The 24,621-nt window shown below is 61.1% G+C and carries 21 protein-coding genes; 11 read left to right on the top strand and 10 right to left on the bottom strand.

All coding sequences use genetic code 11. The features are described 5' to 3' along the window. The 3 genes from ACTZWY_RS00070 to ACTZWY_RS00080 are packed head-to-tail and all read right to left on the bottom strand — an operon-like array spanning window position 1 to window position 3,574. Window positions 1-1,938: a TRAP transporter permease gene (locus ACTZWY_RS00070; protein WP_444788628.1), complete on the bottom strand. Its 1,938-nt coding sequence runs from the start codon at window positions 1,936-1,938 to the stop codon at window positions 1-3. Window positions 1,939-1,954: 16 nt separating this feature from the next. Next, the gene (locus ACTZWY_RS00075) at window positions 1,955-2,881 is read right to left on the bottom strand and encodes a TAXI family TRAP transporter solute-binding subunit (RefSeq protein ID WP_444788629.1); all 927 of its coding nucleotides are present in this window, start codon (window positions 2,879-2,881) and stop codon (window positions 1,955-1,957) included. Between the two features lie 30 nt (window positions 2,882-2,911). Next, window positions 2,912-3,574 carry a TetR/AcrR family transcriptional regulator gene (locus ACTZWY_RS00080; RefSeq protein WP_444788630.1) on the bottom strand — a complete coding sequence of 221 codons (663 nt, stop codon included), beginning with the start codon at window positions 3,572-3,574 and terminating at the stop codon, window positions 2,912-2,914. A 123-nt stretch (window positions 3,575-3,697) separates the two neighbouring features. Here ACTZWY_RS00080 and ACTZWY_RS00085 point away from each other — a divergent pair, with 123 nt between their 5' ends. After that, window positions 3,698-4,357, top strand: a complete 660-nt coding sequence (locus ACTZWY_RS00085; protein ID WP_444788631.1) for a dienelactone hydrolase family protein — start codon at window positions 3,698-3,700, stop codon at window positions 4,355-4,357. Between the two features lie 96 nt (window positions 4,358-4,453). Here the strand turns inward: ACTZWY_RS00085 and ACTZWY_RS00090 are convergent, their stop codons facing one another. Both ACTZWY_RS00090 and ACTZWY_RS00095 read right to left on the bottom strand, forming a co-directional pair. Further along, entirely contained in the window at window positions 4,454-4,864 is a 411-nt protein-coding gene (locus ACTZWY_RS00090) for a GFA family protein (protein ID WP_444788632.1), read from the bottom strand. A 186-nt stretch (window positions 4,865-5,050) separates the two neighbouring features. After that, window positions 5,051-5,623: a TetR/AcrR family transcriptional regulator gene (locus ACTZWY_RS00095; RefSeq protein WP_444788633.1), complete on the bottom strand. Its 573-nt coding sequence runs from the start codon at window positions 5,621-5,623 to the stop codon at window positions 5,051-5,053. Between the two features lie 92 nt (window positions 5,624-5,715). On the opposite strand from ACTZWY_RS00095, the gene ACTZWY_RS00100 reads away from it, so the two are divergent. Next, window positions 5,716-6,813, top strand: coding sequence for an efflux RND transporter periplasmic adaptor subunit (locus tag ACTZWY_RS00100; protein ID WP_444788634.1), 1,098 nt, complete (start codon window positions 5,716-5,718; stop codon window positions 6,811-6,813). Continuing rightward, on the top strand, window positions 6,810-9,890 hold the full coding sequence (locus ACTZWY_RS00105; RefSeq protein WP_444788635.1) for an efflux RND transporter permease subunit: 3,081 nt from the start codon (window positions 6,810-6,812) through the stop codon (window positions 9,888-9,890). The genes ACTZWY_RS00100 and ACTZWY_RS00105 overlap by 4 nt, the downstream gene beginning before the upstream one ends. A gap of 221 nt (window positions 9,891-10,111) precedes the next feature. Here ACTZWY_RS00105 and ACTZWY_RS00110 read toward each other — a convergent pair whose 3' ends face one another. Next, a complete protein-coding gene (locus ACTZWY_RS00110) occupies window positions 10,112-11,182 on the bottom strand; it encodes a four-carbon acid sugar kinase family protein (protein WP_444788636.1) in 1,071 nt (356 codons plus the stop codon). 291 nt (window positions 11,183-11,473) lie between these two features. Between ACTZWY_RS00110 and ACTZWY_RS00115 the strand changes: the two genes are divergently transcribed. From ACTZWY_RS00115 to tig, 7 genes are all read left to right on the top strand, one after another. Further along, window positions 11,474-13,069, top strand: coding sequence for an ABC transporter substrate-binding protein (locus ACTZWY_RS00115; RefSeq protein ID WP_444788637.1), 1,596 nt, complete (start codon window positions 11,474-11,476; stop codon window positions 13,067-13,069). Between the two features lie 96 nt (window positions 13,070-13,165). After that, window positions 13,166-14,152, top strand: a complete 987-nt coding sequence (locus ACTZWY_RS00120) for an ABC transporter permease (RefSeq protein ID WP_444788638.1) — start codon at window positions 13,166-13,168, stop codon at window positions 14,150-14,152. A 13-nt stretch (window positions 14,153-14,165) separates the two neighbouring features. Beyond that, entirely contained in the window at window positions 14,166-15,107 is a 942-nt protein-coding gene (locus ACTZWY_RS00125) for an ABC transporter permease (RefSeq protein ID WP_444788639.1), read from the top strand. Continuing rightward, window positions 15,107-16,126: an ABC transporter ATP-binding protein gene (locus ACTZWY_RS00130; protein WP_444788640.1), complete on the top strand. Its 1,020-nt coding sequence runs from the start codon at window positions 15,107-15,109 to the stop codon at window positions 16,124-16,126. The genes ACTZWY_RS00125 and ACTZWY_RS00130 overlap by 1 nt, the downstream gene beginning before the upstream one ends. Continuing rightward, window positions 16,119-17,120 carry an ABC transporter ATP-binding protein gene (locus tag ACTZWY_RS00135; protein WP_444788641.1) on the top strand — a complete coding sequence of 334 codons (1,002 nt, stop codon included), beginning with the start codon at window positions 16,119-16,121 and terminating at the stop codon, window positions 17,118-17,120. Before ACTZWY_RS00130 ends, ACTZWY_RS00135 begins: the two co-directional genes overlap by 8 nt. A gap of 131 nt (window positions 17,121-17,251) precedes the next feature. Next, window positions 17,252-17,755 carry a MarR family winged helix-turn-helix transcriptional regulator gene (locus ACTZWY_RS00140; RefSeq protein ID WP_444788642.1) on the top strand — a complete coding sequence of 168 codons (504 nt, stop codon included), beginning with the start codon at window positions 17,252-17,254 and terminating at the stop codon, window positions 17,753-17,755. 163 nt (window positions 17,756-17,918) lie between these two features. Further along, window positions 17,919-19,253 (top strand): trigger factor, encoded by a 1,335-nt coding sequence (tig, locus tag ACTZWY_RS00145; RefSeq protein ID WP_444788643.1) that lies wholly within the window; start codon window positions 17,919-17,921, stop codon window positions 19,251-19,253. 117 nt (window positions 19,254-19,370) lie between these two features. On the opposite strand, the gene ACTZWY_RS00150 is transcribed toward tig, so the two are convergent. The 4 genes from ACTZWY_RS00150 to ACTZWY_RS00165 all read right to left on the bottom strand — a co-directional run bounded on the left by ACTZWY_RS00150 (window position 19,371) and on the right by ACTZWY_RS00165 (window position 23,854). Continuing rightward, on the bottom strand, window positions 19,371-19,775 hold the full coding sequence (locus tag ACTZWY_RS00150) for a hypothetical protein (protein ID WP_444788644.1): 405 nt from the start codon (window positions 19,773-19,775) through the stop codon (window positions 19,371-19,373). 123 nt (window positions 19,776-19,898) lie between these two features. Continuing rightward, on the bottom strand, window positions 19,899-20,771 hold the full coding sequence (locus tag ACTZWY_RS00155) for a 50S ribosomal protein L11 methyltransferase (RefSeq protein ID WP_444788645.1): 873 nt from the start codon (window positions 20,769-20,771) through the stop codon (window positions 19,899-19,901). 162 nt (window positions 20,772-20,933) lie between these two features. Next, window positions 20,934-21,584, bottom strand: a complete 651-nt coding sequence (gene msrA / locus ACTZWY_RS00160) for a peptide-methionine (S)-S-oxide reductase MsrA (RefSeq protein ID WP_444788646.1) — start codon at window positions 21,582-21,584, stop codon at window positions 20,934-20,936. A gap of 62 nt (window positions 21,585-21,646) precedes the next feature. Continuing rightward, window positions 21,647-23,854 (bottom strand): primosomal protein N', encoded by a 2,208-nt coding sequence (locus tag ACTZWY_RS00165; RefSeq protein WP_444788647.1) that lies wholly within the window; start codon window positions 23,852-23,854, stop codon window positions 21,647-21,649. A 79-nt stretch (window positions 23,855-23,933) separates the two neighbouring features. On the opposite strand from ACTZWY_RS00165, the gene fsa reads away from it, so the two are divergent. Next, window positions 23,934-24,587 (top strand): fructose-6-phosphate aldolase, encoded by a 654-nt coding sequence (gene fsa, locus ACTZWY_RS00170; protein WP_444788648.1) that lies wholly within the window; start codon window positions 23,934-23,936, stop codon window positions 24,585-24,587. Window positions 24,588-24,621: the final 34 nt, after the last annotated feature.

Consider the following 24,621-nt stretch of genomic DNA (forward strand, 5'->3'; position numbering starts at 1 on the left):
TCAGGAAATCTCGGGTTGGGTTTGGGAAACACTGCGTATGCGCCGCAGCAACAGGAATGTCACGCCGACAAGGCCCGCGCCGCGCGCCAGCAAGGTCAGCGGGTCCGTGGCATCCACCGGGCTGGGCCAGATCACCAGCGCTGACGCAAGCGCCAATGCGCCGCGTTCGGGCCAGCGGGTATGGCCCAGAAACCAGCCGCCAAACGCGATTGTCAGGCCAATGACACCTACGCAGGCCAACACCACCGACAGCGTGATCTGCCAGCCTGTGCCCACCAGCAACAGGCCCGGCATGGACGCAAACAGGAAGGGCACCAGCAGCTTGACGAACCCCAGCCGCACGGATTCGACCGCAGTGCGGTTCGGGTCCCCGCCCGATATGGACGCGGCCGCATAGGCGGCCAGTGCTACCGGCGGGGTAATCGCAGAGACCAGGCCGTAATAGAAGATGAACATATGCGCCACGATGGGTTCCAGCCCCGAGCGTGTCAGCGCGGGGGCGACCAGAACCGCCAGCAGCAAATAGGCCGCTGATGTGGGCAACCCCATCCCAAGCACGAAGGAAACCAGCGCCGTCAGCATCAACATGACCAGCAGATTGCCCGCCGCGACATTGACGATCATTCCCGACAGCATCAGGCCCAGGCCCGTCAGGTTCAGAACCCCGATCACCACCCCTGCGGACGCCACGGCCACGACAATGGGCATGGTGGCAATCACCGTGTCGCGGCATACCAGCAACAGCCCGATCAGCCCGACCCGCGTTTTCGGGTGCCAGGGCGAGATCAGCAAACCTGCCACAATCGCCATCACGGCGGCGCGGGTGGGGGAATAGCCAATGAACAGGAAATACAGCAGCGCCAGCAATGGCACCAACAGATAGCCGCGCCGCAGCAAGGTGTCGCGCAGCAACCGCAGGCCCGCATCGGGGTCGCGTTCCAGCCCCAGACGGCCTGCCTCCAGCCAGACGGCCAGCATCAGCGCCAGCACATACAGCAAGGCCGGGATCAGCGCGGCCAGCGCGATCTGGGCATAGGGCACCTGCATGATTTCGGCCATCAGGAACGCCGCTGCCCCCATGACGGGCGGCAGGATCTGGCCTGCGGAACTGGCCGCGGCCTCAATCGCGCCTGACAGGTTACGCGAATAGCCTGCGCGCTTCATCAGGGGAATGGTGAATGTGCCCGTGGTCACGACATTGGCGACCGCGCTGCCATTGATGGACCCCAGCAAGGATGACGACAGCGCCGCCGTCAGCCCCGGCCCGCCGCGCATATGCCCCGTCAGGCCGCGCGCAATGTCCACGAACACTTCGCCGGTGCCAATGCGCATCAGCAGTCCGCCCAGCAGGGCAAACAGGAAGATATATTCGACCGCAACCCCCATCGGCAGGCCAAACACCCCTTCGGTGGACAGCATCATCATGGAAGCAAGGCGCAGCAGGGAATACCCGCGATGGCCATATTCGCCGGGAATCAGGTTGCCAAACAGCGCATAGGCCAGCGCGACGCCCACCAGCACCAGCAAGGCCCAGCCGACGCCGCGCCACACCAGCACAAGCAATGTGACCATCAGGCCGTAAAACACCCATAAATCGGAAGCCGTCGCCATGCCCCCGCGCATGACGATGGCCATGAAATTGGCCTCGACATGCAGGCCGGGCCATAGCGCGAAGGGCACCAGCGCATAAAGCGCGGCCCTGCCCCAGGCCGGGCCGGTCTGGTAGCCCAAAAGCAGAAGGCCCGCTGCCGCGATCAGCGAAAAGAACGCTGACCGCAGGATCAGGGCGGTGATCAGGCCGAAATACGCCCCGTAAATAACCAGTGCCGTTGCCGCCGCCGCCAGAACCACAACCAGACCTGAAACGACGATTGTTTCAAGCTGGCTGCGGTCCTGCGTGTGGCGCAGGCCAAGTGGCGTCATCCAGTCGCGTATCACCGCCCGCACCCCTTGCTTAGTGGTTCTGGAAATACGCAGCCGCACCGGGGTGCAGGGCGATGGGCGCATTGGGGGCCGTGTCATGCGAAATGGCGCGCGCCAAGGGGTGCACTTCGCCCAATGTGTCCAGATTGTCGAAAATCGCTGCGGTCAGGGCTTGCACGAAGTCTGCATCCGCATCGGCATTCACGAACAAAATTGCAGGGTCATTGATGACTGTCACGGGTTCGGTGACATCAGGATAGGTGCCTGCTGCAATTTCGAACAATTGGTAGAAAGGGTAATCTTCGATCAATGCGTCGACTTTTTCGGGGTCTGCCGACAGCAGCACCATATCATCGCGCGCGTCCAGATCGATCAGCGCGGCCACGGGGGCACCTGCCAGAACCACAGTGGCATCAACTGTGCCATTGGTCAGGGCATTGACCCCCTCACCATAGGACAGGAACTGCGCACCGGCGGGGTTGAACACGCCGTAGCTTTCCAGCAGGCGCTGTGCCAGAACCGCTGCATTCGATCCCGGAGGGCCCATGCTGACGCGCTTGCCGTCCAGTTCTTCCAGGCTGGTAATGCCTGTCGATGCCGTTGTGGCAATCTGCAACACTGCCGGATACAGATAGGCCAGCGCCGCAACCGACTGCGCATCGCCATCAAACGTGTCGGTGCCATTGGCCGCTTCGAACAATGTCGAGGATGACGAGAAGCCCACTTCCATTTCACCCGCAGCCACGCGGCGGATATTCTCGACCGATGCGCCGGTCACTTCGGCGCGGGCGGTTGTGCCGTCCATATGCTCGGTCACCAGTTCGGCCATGCCCGCGCCAATCACATAAAACAGCCCGCCTGTGCCGCCTGTGCCAATCGACACGCGGTCTTGTGCGCTGGCAGGCACGGCAAAGGCAGCGGCAACGGCCAATGCGGATAGGGTTCTTTTCAGGGTCATTCGGGTCTCCTCCGTCTGGGTTGGGTTTTCTCAGGTCGTGCAGGTTTCGCGCATCAGCGCGGTCAGGCTGGCATGTGCCGCCTCGACAATTTCGTGAATGGCGGTTTCATGATCCGCGCCGCTGGCCGCGCCATCGGACAGCCGGTCAATACGTTCGGGATTGATCAGCGAGTAATACAGCGACCCCAGCAGGAATTGCGCCCGCCAGATGATCTGCACCCGGTCCGCGCCGGGCAGGCATTCCGCAAAGGCATCGATGAACTGGCGCGTGGTCGCGTCAAACGCATCGGCAATGATGCGGCGCGCTTCGGGGTCCCCTTCGGCGGACAGGACCGCGCGCATGCGCGTCAGGCGCGCGCCGCCGCCCATGGTTTCCGTGCTGGCGAAGGAAAATGCGGGCAACAGATAGGCGCGCAATACTGCGCGCAACCGTGCCGACAAATCCGCGATCTGGCGCGCTTCGCCCAGCAATTCCAGACGGCGCGCATTCATGGGGGCCGCGTGCAGGTCGTAGATTGTTTGCAAAAGCTTCAGTTTGTTTTCGTGGTGATACACGACACTGGACACCACCACCCCCGCTTCGCGCGCGATTTCGCGCAGGCTGACAGCGGCGAATCCGCGTTCTGCAAACAGCTTTTCAGCGGCATCCCTGATGGCAGTTGCGGTGTCTATATGGGGTGTGGCGCGTGGCATGAAGGCTCCTTTGCGGGCTGTGTACTGCATAAGTTGAACACTTGTCCATATTTTTGTTGCAGTCGTTCATATATTTTGAACATATGTGGGTAGCACGGATCAGGCAGCCCATGGGAAACACAGATGATACAGAAACTGACAGCCGCTGACGGACATGAATTCGACTGCTGGATGCAGCCTGCACAGGGCGCACCGCGTGGCGGGGTAGTGATCTTGCAAGAAATTTTCGGCGTGACCGAGCAGCTGAAATCAGTGGCGGTACACTATGCCGCGCTGGGCTATGACGTGGCGATTCCCGCGTTGTTTGACCGTCAGGCGCGCGGCGCGGTGCTTGCGTTCGATCAGGGGGCCAAGGGGCGCGACCTGATGCTGGCGGCGCAGCTGGCAGACGTATCGCGCGACATTGCGGCGGCAGTCGCGGCACTGGCGCAAACTGGCGGCAAGGTGGCCGTCATAGGGTTTTGCTGGGGCGGCGGGCTGGCCATTCATGCTGCGCAGCATGTGCCGGTTGCGGGGGGTGTTGCGTTTTATGCCACCCGTCTGCCCGCCTATTTTGGGGCGCCGCTGCGCGCGCCCGTGCTGGGGCATTTCGGGCTGCATGATGACCATGTGCCCATGGACATGCTGGATCAGGCGCGCGCGCAATGGCCAGGGATGGAGGTGCATTTGTATGACGCAGGCCATGCCTTCGCCAATGATGCGCGCCCGTCCTATGTGCCCGACGCTGCAGACCTGGCCCATAAGCGCACTGCAGCGTTTCTGGCCAAGGTGCTGGGCGCGTGACTAAAGGGGTGGGGTGGCTGTGCAGGGGGGGGGCGGAGCAGACGGTCGCGCCATTGTCGGATGGCTTTTTTCAAGGCCCAATCGCCGGGTCGAACGTCAACCCGGAAGTCCGTCCATCCTTGCGATGGAGGCCAAGTCGTTGTCCCAGTCGGCGCGACTTGAAAAGCAGATATGCGCGGCAGGTCGTATGTTGATCTTGCTATCAAGCGATCCCGCCGGAACGACAAGTAAGCCAAGGTCACCTTGAAAAACAGGCAGCGCAGAACCGCAATCTGTGCAAAAGCTCTTGATGTGTCGTGATCCGCCAAGCCTGAAGGTCTTGATATTCCGCGCTCCGGACACCCAGTTGATCGTTGCCTTGGTTGAAAAAAGATTTGCCGAATGTGCCGAGCCGCTGTTCTTGCGGCAGCGGGCGCAGTGGCACAGGAAGAAGTTCTCGAACGCTCCCGATATGCAAAACGTCACGGCGCCACACAGGCATTGTCCGTGTGTTAGAGTGTCGTCCATTCATCCCCTCTCGACATGCAAGCCCCCTGCGGTCTGTTGAATGTGGCTTCATGTCTCTCTTGTATTGCGTTTGGGGTATCGGTCAATCCGGGCTTTTTCGTTGCCCCCCCCTCTCTGTCCAAGTTGCCACCCCGCGTCGGTTTCCGCGCCCGCCCGCGGTGTCCGGCGTTCTTTCGCCGGGGCCGCTTACGCTGTGGCTGGGGGCTGGTGTGTTGTGTCATTCAGGTGGGTTTGTGCCCATTCGATCAATGCGCGCGTGGCGTCGCGGTCCAGAACCTGCGTGCCCAGCAAATCAGCGCTGCGCAATCCCTGCACCGCCAGATAGGCAAGTGTTGCAAGGTTGGGGTCCGTGGCGTTTGACTGGATCCGGTCCAGAAATACGGCGGAATGTTCGCGCAGGGGCCGCAGCATGTCGGGGTTTTCCGCAAGGGCCACCAGCAACCCTGACGGGGGCGGGGTGTCGCGTTCCAGTTCATCCAGAAAAAACTGCAAAAAAGACTGGATGACGGCATTCTGGCGCCCGGAATTTGCCTGTTGCTGCAGGGCGGCATCCAGTTTTTCCATATGGCACGCCACCAGCCCTTCCAGCAAGCGCGCCTTGGACGGGAAGTGATACAGCAACCCCCCCTTGGACACACCCGCCGCCGCAGCAACTGCATCAAGCGAGATATTCGCCGGCCCAAGGCTGCGCGCAAGGGTTTCAGCGGCGTCCAGAATACGTTGTCGTGTGGGCAGCGGGGGGGTGGGGGATGGGGGCACTCTTACATTCCTGTGTTCTTGACTAAACCGTCTGGACGGTATAGTTCGGCGGTGAAAAATGCAATCACCTATCTGAACGGAAACCGCCGCAAATGTTGAAACGTTTTATCATAGCAGCGCTGCTGCTTGTCGTGCTTGGCGGGGGGCTGGTTGGGTTCAACCTGTTTCGGGATCAGATGATTGCGCAGTTTCTGGCAAACCGGCCCGTGCAGGCGCTGCCCGTCGAAACCATCGAAGTGCGGGCCACCACATGGTCCCCGGTCCTGAACGCCATTGGCACCGTCAACGCCGCGCAGGGTGTGGAACTGACGGTCGAGGCGGCGGGCATCGTGCGCGAGATTGGCTTCCAGTCGAATGCGGATGTTGCCGAAGGTGACATTTTGCTGCGCCTTGATGATGAAGTCCAGCGCGCCGACCTGAACGCGGCCCAAAGCCAGCTTGCACTGGAACAGCTGAACCTTGACCGCGCGCTTGAATTGCAAAGCCGCGGGGTCACTGCCAATGTCCAGCTGGATCAGGCCCGCGCGGCGTTCGATGTGGCGTCAGCGCAAGTGGCCCGCGCGCAAGCTGTCATCCAGCAACGCCGCCTTGTGGCCCCGTTTGCGGGCATTGTCGGGCTGCCGCGTGTGGATGTGGGCCAGCATATCGCGCCCGGCACCATTGTGGCCACCTTGCAGGAACTGGACCAGATGCGGGTGGATTTCAGCTTGCCGGAACAGGCGCTGCCGTCGTTGTCCATCGGGCAGGGGCTGGATATTCGGGTGCAAGGCGATGACCGGCGCTTCCGGGGTGAAATTCGCGGCATTGATCCGCGCGTTGACCCGAATTCGCGCATGGTGTCGCTGCGCGGCACAGTGGAAAACCCCGATCGCGCCCTGACACCGGGGCAGTTCGCGCGCATCGAAATCCGGCTGCCGCAGGAAGATGGCGTCATAGCGCTGCCGCAAAACGCGGTTGTGACCAGCCTTTATGGGGATTTTGCCTATGTCGTGCGCCCGTCAGAAGATGACGCAGATCAGCTTGTCGTGCGCCAGACCTTCGTCACCACGGGGCGGCGCAACAACGGTGTGGTTGAAATTATCGAAGGTATTTCTGATGGGGATCGCGTGGTCAGCGCTGGACAGAACCGCTTGTCCAACCGTGCGCCCGTGACCCTTGCGGACACGACAACCCCGCAGGTGGCGCAATGAACATATCCGCACCCTTCATCAAGCGCCCTGTGGGGTCCACTGTTCTGGGGTTGATGATTGTCCTGTTGGGGGTGATGGGGGCCTTCGGGTTGCAAACCCGTCAATACCCGCAGGTGGATGAAACTGTCATCACAGTCACCACAATCTATCCCGGGGCTTCGGCGGAACTGATCCAGGGCTTTGTGACTGCGCCCATTTCTGCGGCGGTCGCATCGGCAGAAGGGGTGGATTATATCACCAGCCAGTCGCGCCCTTCGGCGTCAGTTGTGACGGTGAACATGGCGCTGGGCGAAGATCCCGACATTGCCCTGACTGAAGTGATGTCCAAGGTGCAGGAAGTGCGGTCCCGCCTGCCGTCAGATGCGCAAGACCCCAGCATCGTCAAGGGCACGGGCCAGACTTTTGCGACCATGTATCTGGCCGTTCAAAACCCTGCCATGAGTGCCGAACAAGTCACCGAATACATTGAACGGGTGATCGTCCCGCGCATGTCCACCATCGAAGGGGTGGCGGAATCGCAAGTGATGGGGGCGGCAAACTATGCCATGCGTGTGTGGATTGACCCTGTGCGCCTTGCGGGGCAGGGCCTGACCGCAGGCGAGGTGGCGCAGGCCATCAATGCGGCCAATTTTCTGGCCGCGCCGGGGCGCACCCGCAATGAACTTGTGGGATATGCGATTGACATTGATTCAACCCTGCAAACGCCGGAAGCTTTCGGGCAATTGTCGCTGGCGGGGTCCGGCAATGACGTCGTGCGCCTGCGCGATGTGGCGCGCGTGGAACTGGCGGCGGCCAGCACCGACATGGTGGTGTCGTTTGACGGGCGGCCGGGCACATTCATTGGCGTGTTTCCCAACCCCGCGGCCAACCCGCTGGATGTGGCCGCAGCCGTTCTGGCCGAGTTGCCGGCCATTCAGGCCAGTTTGCCTGACGGCATGACCATGGAAATGATGTATGATGCGACAGAACAGATATCGGCATCCATTAACGAGGTTCTGGTGACCATTGTTCTGGCAACCGCCATTGTCGCGCTGATCATCTTGTTGTTTCTGGGGTCAGTGCGGTCTGTTTCCATCCCGCTTGTGGCAATTCCGTTGTCACTGGTGGGGGTATTGTTCATGCTGTTTGTGGCGGGGTATTCGATAAACCTGCTGACGCTTTTGGCCATGGTTCTGGCGATCGGGCTTGTGGTGGATGACGCCATCATCGTGGTCGAAAATGTGCAGCGCCATATTGAACGCGGGCAAACCCCGTTGCAGGCGGCCTTCACCTCCATGCGGGAATTGTCAGTGGCCATCATTTCCATGATGATGACGCTGATTGCAGTGTTCCTGCCCTTGTTCTTCATTGGCGGGTTGACTGGTGCGTTGTTTCGTGAATTCGCGGTGGCACTGGCGGGGGCGGTGTTCATTTCGGGTGTGGTCGCGCTGACCATTTCGCCCATGATGGCGGCGCGCGTGCTGCGTGCGGGGGGCGGTGGCAACCGCTTCCAGCAGGCGTTGGACCGCAGCTTCACCAAGCTGGAAATCTGGTATGCGCGGCGGCTGACATCAACCTTGCGTTTTACGCCTGTCACCTTGATGGTTGTTGTGGTCCTGACCGGGGTAACGGGGTTCCTGTTTACCAAGACATCCAGCGAACTGGCCCCTGAGGAAGATATCGGCGCGCTGTTTTCCTTCATCAATGCGCCCTCTTATGCGACAATTGATTATACCAGTCACTATGTCGGACAAATGGCGGAGCTGACGGCTGACCTGCCTGAATTGCGGGCGAATTTCTCAATCGTGGGGTTTGGCGGCGCGACCAATAGCGGGATCATGCTGTGGGCGTTTGATGACTGGGCCGACCGCAGCCGCAGTCAGGCCGAAATCCAGCAGGATTTGCAAGCGCGACTGGCCCCGATTGCGGGCGCGCAGGCTTTCGTCTTTGCGCCGCCCAGCCTGCCGGGTGCAGGCGGGGGGTTGCCCATTTCGCTGGTGGTCCAGTCCACCGGCGACCCGTCCGAGGTGTATGAGGTCGCAGACCGAATCAAACTGGCGGCCGAGGCATCGGGGCGCTTCCTGGTGGTGCAGAATTCCATGTCCTTTGACACGACACAGGTTGTCGTGTCCATTGACCGCGACCGTGCCGCCGCGCTGAACATTCCCGCCAATCAGATCGGGTCTGCCTTGGGCCTGTTGGTGGGCGATGGTGCAGTGGCGCAGTTTGACCGCGATTCCAAAAGCTATGACATCATCTTGCAGGTGCCACAGGACTACCGCGACAACCCTGAACGTTTGGGGGAATTCCATATCCGGTCCAATTCGGGGGAAATGGTGCCCTTGTCGGCGGTCACCGAAATCAGCGCTGCAGTGGCGCCCCAGTCGATTGAGCAGTTCAACCAGTTGAATTCCGCGACCCTGACGGCCATGCCGATGATCGGCACATCCACCGGGGACGGGCTGGCCGCGCTGGAAGATATCGCGCGCGCGGAACTGGCGGACGGGTTCTTTCTGGATTATGCAGGCCAGTCGCGGCTGGAGCAGTCCGAAGGCAACACCATCGTTCTTGCCTTCGCGCTGGCGATTGTGGTCATCTATCTGGTGCTGGCCGCCCAGTTTGAAAGCCTGCGTGACCCGTTCATTGTGCTGATGTCAGTGCCCTTGTCCATTTTCGGGGTGATTGTGCCGTTGAATCTGGGGTTGGGGACACTGAATATCTATACGCAGGTGGGGCTTATCACGCTGATCGGGCTAATCACCAAGCACGGCATTTTGTTGGTGGAATTCGCCAATCAGCTGCGCCGCGACAAGGGGCAGGATCGGGCGGGGGCCATTGTCACATCTGCACGCCTGCGCTTGCGTCCCATCCTGATGACCACTGCCGCAACCGCCTTGGGTGTTGTGCCGCTGATGGTGGCCAGCGGCGCAGGGGCTGCAGCACGGTTTTCAATGGGGTTGGTGATCTTTTCGGGGATTACCATCGGCACAGTGTTCACGCTGTTTGTCGTGCCCGCCTTCTATATTCTGATTGCGCGCAAAACCCTGAAAGCCCCTGTTGAGGACCTGTCAGACCTGCCCGCGCACCACAGTATGTAGGCAGCGTTCATTCGCATGCACGCCACATGCTTTACCTTATTGCGCTTGCAGGTTCGAGAAGCTCGAAACCGGGTCCCACTTTTGAGCAACCTGCTCCAACATGTGCTTGCGGTCCTTGGTATCCACGCGGGCCAATCCAATCCTTTGTGGCCGCGTGGTTTTCTGCACGTCACCGGGTGCGCAATTTTGCGCGGGCGGCTTTGGGTGCATATAGGGGGCGTTTAGGCGATTGGCCCGATATGCGGGCCTGTCGAAGGGCCGCGCGGTTGGTCCATCATCGCAAGCATGTCTGCCAGCAGCGGGGCTGCGCCAAAACCCCCTGATTTGGTGATGACAGTCAAGCCCGTATCGGCGCAGCGCGACAGGGGCACACCGGGCAGCACCTCGCCCAGCAGGTCAAGGCGTTTTATGCCAAGGCGCGTCAGAATGGCCTGTGCTGTTTCACCGCCGCACATGAACAGGCTGCGCGGGGCATTGGCGGCAATGGCGCGCGCAATGCCAGATGAAAACCCCGCCGCCGCCACGCGCGGGTCCAGATCGAGGGTTTGCGCGGTCATCTGCACCAGTGTGACAGGGGCCATCGTGAATTCTGGCACAATGCCGTCCGGGGCCGCGATGACACGCAGCGACAGCTGCGCAACCTGCGCAAGGGTGACAGGATCGCGCGAACCGATGGCCATAATCAGCGGCGCAGGAAGCGCGGGGCGCGCGGGTGCGGGCGCGTCAGGGGCCAGTCTGCGCGCCAGCGCTTCGGCCAGCCCGGCTGCGCCGACATAGATGTGGCTGTCCAGCCGGTCCGGCAGCGCCGCGTCAATATCGGCATTTGTGCGGGCCTCTGGGATGGTCGGCGCAGTGCCCAGCCCGCTGCCCAGCCGTTCGGCCACACTGATGGGGCTGTCCACACCCGCGCCCGTGACCGCGCCGCCCTGCACAAACCGGCCCAGCCGCGGGATTGCCGGACAGGCCAGCACAGGCAAGGCGCGCCCCTGCGCCAGTTGCGCGACTTCGGCTGCGATATGTCCTTTCAGGCGGCTGTCGATCTTCTTGAAGATCACGCCATCAAAACTGCCAAGCGCCGCAGTGATAGCGCGCAGCATCGCAAGCGCTGCGTCAAGGCTGCCGTCGCGGGTGCCGGTCGAAACGGCCACCACCTGAAGCGCCCCGCCGTGCAGCGCATCTGTGAAATCATCAATCTCTGTGACAACCCGCGTTTTCAGCCCGCGCTGCGCAAACCCGGCGGCACTGTCAAGCGCGCCAGTCAGATCATCTGCGATAATCGCTATTGGGTGCATCCTGTCCCCGGATTTGCCGCTATCTGGGTTTGTGTATTTGCACTGTCGCAAGATGGCAAGTGATGCCGCCCCTCCTCCCCCCCCCCCGCCATGATTGCCCATGGCGCTGCGCACGCTTGCGGCACCTGCGCGCGGGTGCTGCGTTTGTGCGGGGTGTTGCCCTTGGGTAAACGGGGCCGTATTGAAAAGGGGAATTGACTCTTTGGTCAATATTATCCAGCCTTTTGTCAGTCCCCGAAACAGTGAGCAAATCACCGGAACGGGATGCCACCACATGACAGGGAGATTTCGATGTCACATAAACTTGACCAGACGGGGGTTCGCGCGCGTCTGATGCTGGGGGCTGCCGCTGTTGCGTTGGCCTTTGCCGGTGCTGCAAATGCCGAAACGCTGCGCTGGGCGCGTGTTGCCGACGCGCTGACGCTGGACCCGCACAGCCAGAACGAAGGCCCAACCCATACGCTGAACCACCATATTTATGAAACGCTGGTGGGCCGCGCGGTTGACGGCAGCTTGACCCCGCGCCTTGCAACGGAATGGGGCATCAGCGAAGAAGATGACACAGTGTGGGTCTTCAAGATCCGCGAAGGTGTCACCTTCCATGACGGCACATCTATGACAGCGGAAGATGTCGTCTTCTCGTTGGATCGTGCGCGCACGCCGCCGTCGGGGATGGCCGCGCTGCATGCTGCAGTGGAAGAAGTGACCGCAGTTGATGACACCACCGTGCATGTGCGCCTGTCGGGCCCCGCGCCCCTGTATGTGCAGAACCTGACCAACACATTCATCATGTCCAAGGCATGGGCAGAAGAAAACGGTGTGGAAACCGCGCCCAACTTCGCAGCGGGCGAAGAAGCGTATTCCGTGCGCAACACCAACGGCACCGGCCCCTATGTCATGGTCGAACGTGACCCCGAAGTGCGCACTGTGCTGCAGGTCTTTGACGGCCATTGGGATGACGCGCCTGCGGTGACTGAAATCATCTATACGCCCATTTCCGAAGCCGCGACCCGCGTTGCGGCGCTGCTGTCGGGCGAAGTGGACGTGGTGCAGGACGTTCCGGTGCAAGACATTGCGCGGCTGGAACAGACTGACGGCATCAAGGTTGTGCGCGGCCCGGAAAACCGCAACATCTTCTTCAGCTATGACATGACGTCTGATCGTCTGGCGTCATCCGATGCGGAAGATAACCCCTTCGCCAAGCCTGAAATCCGCGAAGCGATGGCCTTGTCGCTGGACCGCAACGCCATTCGTCAGGTGGTGATGCGCGGTGAATCGCAGCCATCGGCCGCGCCCTTGCCGCCCTTTGTGAATGGCTGGACCGAAGAACTGGACGCGTTCGGGGAACCCGACTACGCCCGCGCGGCAGAACTGGTGGCCGAAGCTGGCTATCCCAACGGGTTTAGCGTTGATCTGAACTGCCCCAATGACCGCTATCTGAATGACGAAGCGATTTGCCAGGCGTTGGTGGGCATGCTGGCGCGCGCCAATATCCGCGTCAATCTGGTGTCGCAAACTCGGTCGCTGCACTTCCCGCTGATTGAAAACTGGGAAACCGATTTCTACCTGCTGGGTTGGGGTGTACCAACATTCGACAGCCAGTATGTATTTGATTTCCTTGTGCATACGCGCGAAGGGTCCTACGGGTCGTTCAACGGCACGCGCTATTCGAACCCCGATCTGGACGCGAAAATCGAATCGCTGGCCACCATGACCGATCTGGACGCGCGCGATGCTGTCATCGCGGAAATCTGGGATGTAGTGATGGAAGAACGCATCTTCCTGAACGTGCATAACCAGATGCTGGCCTATGCGATGCGCGACGGGATCTCGCTTGATGTGCATCCTGAAAACCAGCCGCGCATGACCACGGTCACATTCGACTAAGCACGGCTTGACCTTGGCGCCCGCGTGATTTACGGCACGCGGGCGCTTCTTATATGTCAGTATTGCTGACTATTATTTTCCCGTGGAGAGTTCGCCATGCTCGCTTTTATCCTGCGTCGGGTGCTGCAATCCGTGATTGTCATGTTGACGGTTGCACTTGTGGCCTTCGCGCTGTTCCGGTTTGTGGGCGACCCGATTGCGTCGATGGTCGGGCAGGAAACAACGCTGGCCGAACGCATGGAACTGCGCGAGGCGCTGGGCTTGAACGACCCGTTTATTGTGCAGTTCTTCACCTTCCTGTCGCGCGCTGTGGTGGGGGATTTCGGCATTTCCTACCGGCTTCAGCAACCTGTCATGGAACTGATCCTGTCGCGCCTGCCCGCCACGCTGGAACTGGCGCTGGTGTCGGGGATTGCGGCGTTTGTGTTCGGCGTGGGGTTCGGGGTCTACACGGCCCTGCGGCGCGGGGGCTGGGCGTCCAGCACCATCATGACAGTCTCCCTGATTGGTGTGTCGCTGCCCACATTCCTGATTGGCGTGCTGCTGATCTGGGTGTTCGCGGTGGAACTGCAATGGCTGCCGTCCTTCGGGCGGGGTGACGTGGTGGATCTGGGCGGCTGGTGGCGCACGGGGTTTCTGACCGAAAGCGGGCGTATGTCGATGATCCTGCCTGCCATCACGCTGGGCCTGTATCAGATGACGCTGATCATGCGCCTTGTGCGCGCCGAAATGCTGGAAGTGCTGCGCGCCGATTACATCAAATTCGCCCGCGCGCGGGGGCTGTCGAACCGCGCTGTGAATTTTGGCCATGCGCTGAAAAACACGCTGGTGCCGGTGATCACCATCACGGGCCTGCAACTGGGGTCCATCATTGCGTTTTCGATCATCACTGAAACCGTGTTCCAGTGGCCCGGTGTGGGGGCGCTGTTCATCAATTCGGTGCGCTTTGTCGATGTTCCGGTGATGGCAGCCTATCTGATGCTGATTGCGCTGGTGTTTGTTGTGATCAACCTGATTGTTGATCTGCTGTATTATCTGGTTGACCCCCGCCTGCGGCTGGACCGCAGCGCGGCGGGCCACTGAAAGGACTTGCGCCATGAGTGAGACGCACAAGCCGCGCCCCGCTGGCAGATTTGCCCGCGCATGGGACAGTGACATCGCCTATTCCTTCCGCAGCTCGCCTGTGGCGGTGGTGGCAGCGGTGGTGTCCGTCATCATCATTCTGGCGGCTGTGTTCGCGCCGCTGATTGCGCCCTATGATCCGTTCAACCCCGCATCACTGAACCTGATGGATGGGTTCACCCCGCCCATGGAACCCAACGCCTTCACTGGCAATGTGTATTGGCTGGGCACTGACAATCAGGGCCGCGATGTGTTTTCGACCATTCTGTATGGTGCGCGGATTTCGCTGTTTGTGGGGTTTGCGGCGGTGCTGTTTGCTATGGTCCTTGGTATCTCGCTGGGGCTGGTGGCGGGGTATCGCGGGGGCTGGGTGGACAGCCTGCTGATGCGCGTGGCCGATGTGCAACTGACCTTCCCCTCCATTCTGCTGGCGCTGCTGATTTTCGGTGTCGCGCGCGGGTTTATTCCCCCTGCCTACCGCGAGGTGATGGCCATCTGGGTGCTGATCGTGGCGATTGGCCTGTCGGATTGGGTGCAATATGCCCGCGTTGTGCGCGGGGCCACGATGGTGGAAAAGAACAAGGAATATGTGCAGGCCGCCCGTGTGATTGGTGCCCATCCTGTGAAAATCCTGCTGCGTCATATCCTGCCCAATGTGATGGGGCCGGTTCTGGTGATTGCCACCATCGGGCTGGCGCTGGCCATCATTGCCGAAGCGACGCTGTCCTTCCTTGGGGTGGGGGTGCCGCCCACGCAGCCCAGCCTTGGCACACTTATTCGCATTGGCCAGCAATATCTGTTTTCGGGCGAATGGTGGATATTGCTGTTCCCGTCAATCACGCTTCTGGCGCTTGCGCTGGCGGTCAATTTGTTGGGCGACTGGCTGCGGGACGCCCTGAACCCGAGGTTGCGCTGATGTCTGGCCCGATTGAAATAACGACTGAAAAAACCCCGCTTTTGTCGGTCCGCGATCTGGTGGTGGAATTCCCCACCCGGCGCGGCACCTTGCGCGCGCTTGACAAAGTGTCCTTCGACATTGCCCAGGGCGAGGTTCTGGGCATGGTGGGCGAATCCGGCGCTGGCAAATCGCTGACAGGCGCGGCCATTATTGGCCTGCTGGAGCCGCCGGGGCGCATTGCAGGTGGCGAAATCCGGCTGCGTGGGGAACGTATCGACAACCTGTCGCGCGAAAAAATGCGCCGCATTCGCGGGCGGCGTATCGGCATGGTGTTTCAGGACCCGCTGACCAGTTTGAACCCGCTTTATACGGTCGCCCAGCAACTTATTGAAACCATCCGCACGCATATGAACGTGTCGGACGCAGAGGCCCGCAAGCGCGCCGTGGCGTTGTTGGACCGCGTGGGCATTCCTGCTGCCGCGCGGCGCATTGACGACTACCCGCATCATTTTTCGGGCGGCATGCGCCAGCGCGTGGTGATTGCCCTTGCGCTATGCGCCGAACCCGAACTGGTGCTTGCCGATGAACCAACCACCGCGCTGGATGTGTCGGTGCAGGCGCAAATCATCGATGTGCTGAAGGAAATCTGCGCCGAACGCGGCGCGTCTGTCATGCTGATCACGCATGACATGGGGGTGATTGCCGAAACCGCTGACCGTGTGGCGGTTTTGTATGCCGGGCGCGTCGCGGAAATTGGCCCGGTGCGCGATGTCATACAGGCGGCCGAACACCCTTACACCGCGGGGCTGATGGGGTCCATTCCGACGCTGACCCAGACTGCAGCGCGCCTGACGCAAATTCCCGGATCGATGCCGCGCCTGAATGCCATCCCGCAGGGCTGCGCGTTCAACCCGCGGTGCCCGAAGGTGTTTGACCGCTGCCGCACCGACCGCCCCGACCTGATAGACCGCGACAACGGGCGGCAAGTGTCGTGCTGGCTATATGATGGCGCAACGCAACAGGTGGCCCATGACTGATACCCCATTGCTACAGGTTACGGGCCTGACCCGCTATTTTGACGTGTCCAAACCATGGCTGAACCGCGTTCTGGAACGCGAGGAAAAGCAGTTCCTGACCGCCGCCGCTGATGTGGATTTCGAAATCAAGCGTGGCGAGACATTCGCCCTTGTGGGGGAATCCGGTTCCGGCAAATCGACGATTGCGAAAATGATTGTGGGATTGGTGGACCCGTCGCGCGGGCGTATCCTGTTTGACGGGCAGGAAATGCGCTTTGAACAGGGCGCGGCCATGCGCCAGTTGCGCCGCCGTTTCCAGATGATCTTTCAAGACCCGTTTGCCAGCCTGAACCCGCGCTGGCGCGTGGGGTCCATCATCGCCGAACCCATCCGCACCTTTGGCATTGCCAGCGGCGCGGATATCAACCGCGAAGTGGGCCGCCTGCTGGAAGTGGTGGGCCTGTCCGCCAGCGATGCCGAAAAATTCCCCCATGAATTTTCCGGCGGCCAGCGCCAGCGCATTGCCATTGCGCGCGCCCTGTCATCCAAGCCTGAATTCATTGTCTGTGACGAACCCACATCTGCGCTGGATGTGTCGGTGCAGGCACAAATCCTGAACCTGATGCGCGATTTGCAGGATGAATTCGGTCTGACCTATCTGTTGATCAGCCATGACCTTAGCGTGGTGCGGCACATGGCCAACCGCATAGGCGTGCTGTATCTGGGCCGGCTGGTCGAAGAAGCGGACGCCAAGCGCCTGTTTACCGACCCCCAACACCCCTATACCCGAATGTTGCTGGATGCAGTGCCCGATCTGGCCCTGTCGGGGCGGCGGCGCAAGCCGGTTACGGGGGAAATTCCCAACCCGATCAACCCGCCTTCGGGCTGCACCTTTCACCCGCGCTGCCCCTTGGTGGAAGATATCTGCAAACAAAAGATACCGGAAGTGCGCACCACGCCCACCGGGCGCGCGGCGTGCCATTTGCTGCCGGAAAACGGGCTTGAGAAGACCTGAGGCTGGGGGGCAGCCCTCTCAACCGGATTGACCTTGCCCCAACGGGCTGATTACCTTAGCCAGCGTCAAGGCGTATACGGCTTCGGTGTGTCGCCCGTGTGCGGTATCCAGCAGGGGGGCAGCAGCCCGATATGTCCAGATCCAGTGATGAGGCACCGCAAGATGAGGGGCCGGTAACAGATACCCATCTGCGGCGGTATATCGGCTACAGGATGAAGCGCGCCTATGTGCATTTGCATAATGACGCCCAGGCCGCAATCGAAGGGTTTGGCCTGCGGATCACAACCTCCTCTGCGTTGCATGTGATTGTCGAGAATCCGAACCTTAGCCAAAGCCAGCTATGCCTTGCATTGAATATAGAACGCTCGCGCGCGGTGCTTTTGGTGGATGAACTGGAAAAGCTTGGCCTTGTCACGCGCAACAAGGTCCCACAGGACCGCCGGTCCTATGCGCTGCGCGCGACAGCGGCAGGGCAGGCGTTGCTGGATGATGTTGCCGCATGTTTGTGCGCGCATGAAGGCAGGTTGCTTGCCGCACTGACCCCCGCTGAACAGGCGCAGCTTGCCACGCTGCTGGACAAGGTTGAACGCAGCGCCAAATCAGCGCGCGTGACGGGGGCTGACAGCGGGGCCTGATGGTGGGGCGTGCGGTGTCGGGCAGGCAGGATTTTCAAAATTGCGCGCCCGCAACGCCGCACTTGTCCAGAATAAGGCTTGAACCTGCGCGCGTGGCCCCTTACACAGGCCGAAATCCCCAGGCCGCCGTTCAGGCGGCCTGTCACCTTATGTGAGGACGCCCATGCAAGTTACCGAAACCCTGAACGATGGCCTGAAGCGCGGCTACACCATCACTGTGACCGCAGCCGAACTGGAAGCGAAGGTCAATGAAAAACTGGTCGAGGCGCAGCCCGAGATCGAAATGAAAGGGTTTCGCAAGGGCAAGGTGCCGATGGCATTGCTGAAAAAGCAGTTTGGCCAGCGCCTGTTGGGCGAAGCGATGCAAGACGCCGTTGATGGCGCGATGAACAAGCATTTTGAAGACAGCGGCGACCGCCCCGCGCTGCAGCCTGACGTCAAAATGACCAATGACGACTGGAAAGAAGGCGATGATGTTGTCGTTGCGCTGTCCTATGAAGCGCTGCCTGCGATCGAAGCGCCCGACATGTCCGGCATTTCGCTGGAAAAACCTGTCGTCAAGGCCGATGACGCCGCCGTTGAGGAAGCGCTGCAAAATCTGGCGAAATCTGCGCAGAAATTCGATGACAAGGACGGTGCCGCAGAAGATGGCGATCAGGTCACCATGAATTTCTTGGGCAAGATCGATGGCGAGGCCTTTGATGGCGGCGCTGCCGAAGATTTCCCGCTGGTTCTGGGGTCGGGGCAGTTCATCCCCGGTTTTGAAGAACAGCTTGTCGGCGTGAAGGCCGGTGATGAAAAAGCCGTGACTGTCAGCTTCCCCGAAGAATACGGCGCCGCGCATCTGGCGGGCAAGGAAGCTGTGTTTGACTGCACCATCAAGGCCGTCAAGGCACCTGCGGAAGCGGTGATTGATGATGAATTGGCCAAGCAATTTGGCGCCGAGGATCTGGCTGCCCTGAAAGCGCAGATTGTTGAACGGCTGGAAGCGGAATATGCGCAAGCCTCTCGCGCGATCCTGAAGCGCGGTTTGCTGGACGCGCTGGATGGCGCTGTCAGCTTCGATCTGCCGCCTTCGCTGGTCGAAGCGGAAAGCAAGCAGATTGCGCATCAATTGTGGCACGACACCCAGACCGATGTTGACCATAACGACCACAGCCATGGCGATATTGAAACCACGGAAGACAGCGACAAGCTGGCCGTGCGCCGTGTGAAACTGGGCCTGTTGCTGGCAGATATCGGCCAGAAGGCAAAAGTTGAAGTCACCGATCAGGAAATGACGCAGGCCGTGATTGCGCAGGCCCGTCAATACCCCGGTCAGGAGCGCCAGTTCTTTGAATTCATACAGAAAAACCCGCAAATGCAGCAACAACTGCGCGCGCCAATTTTTGAAGACAAGGTTGTTGATCACATCATCGGTCAGATCACTGTGACCGAAAAAGAAGTCAGCAAGGATGAGCTTCAGAAAGCCATCGAAGACCTGGAGAACGAAGCCTGATCTTTCGGCTGTTGTGAATATGTCTGTAGCATTTAGAAAGGCGGCCGGTCAGGCCGCCTTTTTGCATTATGCGGGGGGCGGTTGTTCGCGCCAGCCGTGACAGAACAAGCGCCGGTGTCAGTTCTGCTGTTGCAGCGACAGGGGAACAGTCTGGCTGTTTTCCAGCACAGTGACGTCGTGATTGTCCGCGGCGCCGCTATTGACATAGGGGCGTAACACCGATGCGATTTGCGTGCTGACCGGGTCGGGCATCAGCGCAACATAGGCAATGTGGGTTTCAGGCAGCGTGCCGATGACAGGGGCCACCATCTGGCGATATGCGGCCGGATCATTCATGGCCATGGTTACACTTTTGGCCAGTAGCAATGTGAAAGCCAGAACAAGGATATAGCTGAACGCGCCAAACACGATATTCCGCCGGACACGGCGGCGTGCCGCCTTGATCCGTGGATCGTTTCGCAAATGGGTTTTGATGATTTCAGACCGACGCTTCCTGAAATCAACATTTTGTTCCGTGCTCATATACGTTCCCCCAAGACTCCGGCGTCAGTTTACCCGGCTTTGATGATCAAAGCGTAAACAGCCAATCCGGCGAAACTGCGGCGCGGGGTGGGTCAAATTTTGAACGCGGTGCCCTGTGTGGGCTTAGAGCTGCTTGCGCAGCGTCAGCGTGGCCCAGTCGCCGATATCTTCGCGGTGATGCAAGGCAAAGCCTGCGGCTTCATAGGCCCGCAACACCTTGTCTGCCTGTTCGACCAGCAGTCCTGACAAAATGGCATAGCCACCCGCGCCCGTCAGCTTGCCCATGTCGGGGGCCAGATCAATGAGCGGGGCCATCAGGATATTGGCGAATACCAGATCAAACGGCGCGCGGGCCTGCAAATCGGGGTGGTCAAACCCGGTCGCTTCCACGCAATGGACGCGGGTTTGCAGGTCATTTGCCGCGATATTGGCCTGCGCCACGTCTACGGCAACGGCGTCAATATCGCTGGCCAGCACAGTGCCGGGCCAGATTTTGGCCGCCCCCATGGCCAAAACGGCGGTGCCGCAGCCAATATCGACCACGGATTTGCCGCGAAACCCGTCATTGTCCAGCCGGTCCAGCGCGCGCAAACAGCCCAAGGTGGTGCCGTGATGGCCAGTGCCGAAGGCCATGGACGCTTCGATCAGCAGGCCCACGCGGCCATCTGGCAGTTTGTCCGCATCATGGCTGCCATAGACGAAAAAGCGCCCGGCTTCTACCGGCGAGAGGTCGCGGCGCACTTTGGCCACCCAATCGATTTCCGGCAATTCGGTTACCAAAAACGGTTTTGCGCCAAAGGCTTCGGCCAGCAAGGCCAGTTCTATGTCATCAGGGCTTTCGGTGAAGTAGCCGCCAACTTCCCACAGGCCGGAACCGTCCTCCAACTCGAACACGCCCACGCCGGTGGGTTCGGGGTCCATGTTTTCCATGGCCTCGGACAAGGCATAGGCCGCGTCCGATGTATGCAGGGTGGTCAGCGCGGTGAAGGTGGGCATGGCAGGCAGCCTTTGGCTAATGCAAATTCGCAAGGATCAGCGCCGCGATACAGGGGCCGCTGGCGGCGGTCAAGCCTGTTGCACCGCCCTTGGGCAGGGTCACGCCCCACCCACCCACCCGCGTGCCCCTGCCCAAGGGCGGTGCAACAGGCGGGCTGCCCTTCAGCCTGGCAGGCCAACAGGGCAGGTCACGCCGGTGCCGCCGATTCCGCAATAGCCTTGCGGGTTTTTATGCAGATATTGCTGGTGGTAATCCTCGGCGTAGTAGAAGGCAGGCGCATCCAGAATTTCGGTTGTGATTGCCCCGTGCCCTGCCTGCGCAAGGCGCACGGCGTAGCTGTCGCGGCTGGCATAGGCAGCGGTTTTCTGTGCGTCTGAGTGGCAATAAATGCCTGAACGGTATTGCGTGCCCCGGTCATTGCCTTGGCGCATGCCCTGTGTGGGGTCGTGATTTTCCCAAAAGCGTTGCAGCAGCGCGTCATAGCTGACCAGGGCGGGGTCAAAGATGACCTGCACCACTTCGTTATGGCCCGTCTTGCCGCTGCACACTTCTTCATAGCTGGGGTTTGGGGTGAACCCGCCCGCATAGCCCGCAGAAGTCAGCCAGACGCCCGGAACCTGCCAGAAAATACGTTCCACGCCCCAGAAACAGCCCATGCCGAACAGGGCTGTTTCCATGCCGTCAGGCGCGGGGGTCTGTAGGGGGCGGTTGAATACGGCGTGCATATCCGCGGTGGGAATGGGTGTCGCGCGACCGGGCAGGGCGTCTGCGGCGCTGATCATCCGGGTTTTCTGATCCAGAAATCCAAACATGGGCGTGGTCCTTCATATACCTTTGTCCAATAGGTAAGCTGCGCGTGGCAAACCGCAAGCGGTTACAGAAAACTTTGCGGGTCTATGTCGATGGCCAGACGCAGATCGCGCGCCAGTTTATGCGGCGCCACCCATGCGCGCAGGGCCGCTTGCAGGGGCGCGCCCTTCGGGGCCTTGACCAGCAGACGCACGCGGTGACGCCCGCGAATGCGCGCAATGGGGGCAGGCGCGGGGCCAAAGACCTGTGCACCAATCCGCGCGAGGGGTGCGGATTGCATGGCCAGACGCTGGCCAAGGGCAAATGCATCTTCCATGTTGGGCGAGGACAAGATGATCCCTGCCAGCCGCCCGTAAGGGGGCATGCCAAGGGCAAAGCGGGCGTCGGCTTCGGTGCGCCAGAAGGTTTCTTCGTCGCCTGACAGGATGGCGCGGATGACGGGGTGTTCGGGCTGGCTGGTTTGGACCAGGGCAAGCCCCGCTTTTTCCGCGCGCCCCGCACGCCCTGCCACCTGCCGCACCAGTTGGAACACCCGTTCCGCCGCGCGCAGGTCCGACCCTGACAGGCCCAGATCGGCGTCAATCACACCCACCAGTGTCAGCAGCGGGAAATTATGCCCCTTGGCGACGATCTGGGTGCCGATGATGATGTCAGCCCCCCCCGCAGCAATGGCCGCGATATGGTCTTTTAGCGCGCGGGCGGACCCGAACAGGTCTGACGACAGCACCAGAACCCGCGCGTCGGGCCACAGGGCGCGGGCTTCTTCTTCCAGCCGTTCAACACCGGGGCCGACAGGGGCCATGCGGTCCTCGGCGCCGCAGGCGGGGCAGGCGGTGGGGATGGGGGCAGAAGCGCCACATTGATGGCACACAAGGCGTTTGAGAAAGCGGTGTTCCACCATGCGCGCATCGCAATCAGTGCAGCCCACCTGATGGCCACAGGCGCGGCACAATGTCAGCGGGGCATAGCCGCGCCGGTTCAGGAACAACAGCGCCTGTTCGCCTGCCTGAATGCGCGCGCTGACCGCGCTTTGCAGGCTGGGTGATATCCAGCGATCGGCAGGCAGGTCTTCGGCGCGCAGGTCAATGGCGCGCATGGCGGGCAGGGTGTTGGGGCCAAACCGCGCGGCCAGATCAAGGCGCGCATATTTGCCCGATGCCGCATTGGCCCAGCTTTCCAATGATGGCGTGGCCGAGGCCAGCACCGCCTGCGCCCCGTTCAATGACGCGCGCAGCACCGCCATGTCGCGGGCATTATACAGCGCGCCTTCCTCCTGTTTGTAAGATGTGTCATGTTCTTCATCCACCACCACCAACCCCAGATCCCGAAAAGGCAGGAACAGCGCAGACCGCGCGCCAACCACAAGTTGCGCGTCCCCTTGGGCGAGCATGCGCCAGCAGCGGCGGCGTTCGGTCAGGGTGACACCGGAATGCCATTCGGCAGGGCGCGCGCCAAAACGCCCTTCCACCCGCGTCAGAAATTCTGAGGTCAGCGCGATTTCGGGCAGCAGAACCAGCGCCTGCCGCCCGCGTGCCAGACAGGCAGCGATGGCTTCCAGATACACTTCGGTTTTGCCTGACCCGGTGACGCCCTTCAGCAGGGTTGCGCCGAATTTGTCCTGCGCCACTGCGGTGCGCAAGTGTTGCGCGGCCTGCGCCTGATCGTCGCTTAGGGCGCTGCGGGGCAGGGCGGGGTTCAGCCGCGCATAGGGTTGGTCGCGCGGCGCGTCGCGTTCGACCAGCCCGCCGGTTTTGACCAGCCCGCGCACCACGGCACTGGACACACCGGCGGCCTGTGCCAATTCGCCCGCTGTCAGGCCCGCGCCGCCAAAACTGTCCAATGCGGCCAGCACACGGTCGCGCGCGTCGGTCATGCGGGGTGGCTGCGCGGGGCCACGAAACAACAGCTTGCGCGTGGCTGGCCCGTCGCCCAACCCCGGAACGCGCGTGGCAAGGCGCAGCATGGCGGGCAGGGGCGTCAGGGTATAATCGGCCACCCGCGTCAGGAAATCGCGCAATTCGCTGCGCAGGGGGGCTGCATCCAGCACGCGGATAATCTGGCGCAGCTTGTTGCGGGCAAACTTCCCCTCGGCCTGCCCCCAGACCACGCCCACCACGCGCCGCGGCCCCAGCGGCACATCGACAAACGCGCCCAGCCAGCACCCGCCTTCGGGGGCCAGATAATCCAGAACCCCGCTGCCCACCGGTTCTGTGGTCAACACGGCGCAGGGCGTGCCTTCGTCAAAGAAATCGGGGGCGGGAGTCTGGGACATGGCGCAAATGGGGTTCCTGCAAGCGGCAAGATCAGGTATGACGCCGCCAAACACTGGCTGCAACCCGAAGGGGCATGAAATGAAGTTCTTTGTCGATACTGCCGATGTCACCGCCATTCGTGACCTGAATGATCTGGGCATGGTTGACGGGGTGACCACCAACCCGTCGCTTATTCTGAAATCTGGCCGCGACATCATCGAAGTCACCCGCGAGATTTGCGGGATTGTGGACGGCCCTGTTTCTGCCGAAGTCGTCGCGCTGGACGCGGATGCCATGATCGCCGAAGGCCGCAAGCTGGCCGAAATCGCGCCCAATATCGCGGTGAAGCTGCCCCTGACATGGGACGGGCTGAAAGCGTGCAAAGTGCTGTCGGGCGAAGGCAAGATGGTGAATGTGACGCTGTGCTTCAGCGCCAATCAGGCCCTGCTGGCCGCCAAGGCCGGTGCCACGTTCATTTCCCCCTTTATCGGGCGGCTGGATGATCTGGCGCTGGACGGCATGGAGCTGATAGAAGATATCCGCACCGTTTACGACAATTACGGGTTTGAAACCCAGATTCTGGCGGCCTCTATCCGGTCGGTGAACCATGTTCTGGACGTGGCGCGCATTGGCGCGGACGTGATGACAGCCCCGCCTGAAGTCATCCGCAAACTGGCTTTCCATCCCTTGACCGATGCGGGACTGGCACAATTCATGAAGGATTGGGAAAAAACAGGTCAAAAAATCCTGTAAGATTTGCTATAGTCCGCAGGAACAATAAAAAAGC

The organism is Roseinatronobacter sp. NSM, assembly GCF_052379845.1.
Taxonomy (GTDB): domain Bacteria; phylum Pseudomonadota; class Alphaproteobacteria; order Rhodobacterales; family Rhodobacteraceae; genus Roseinatronobacter.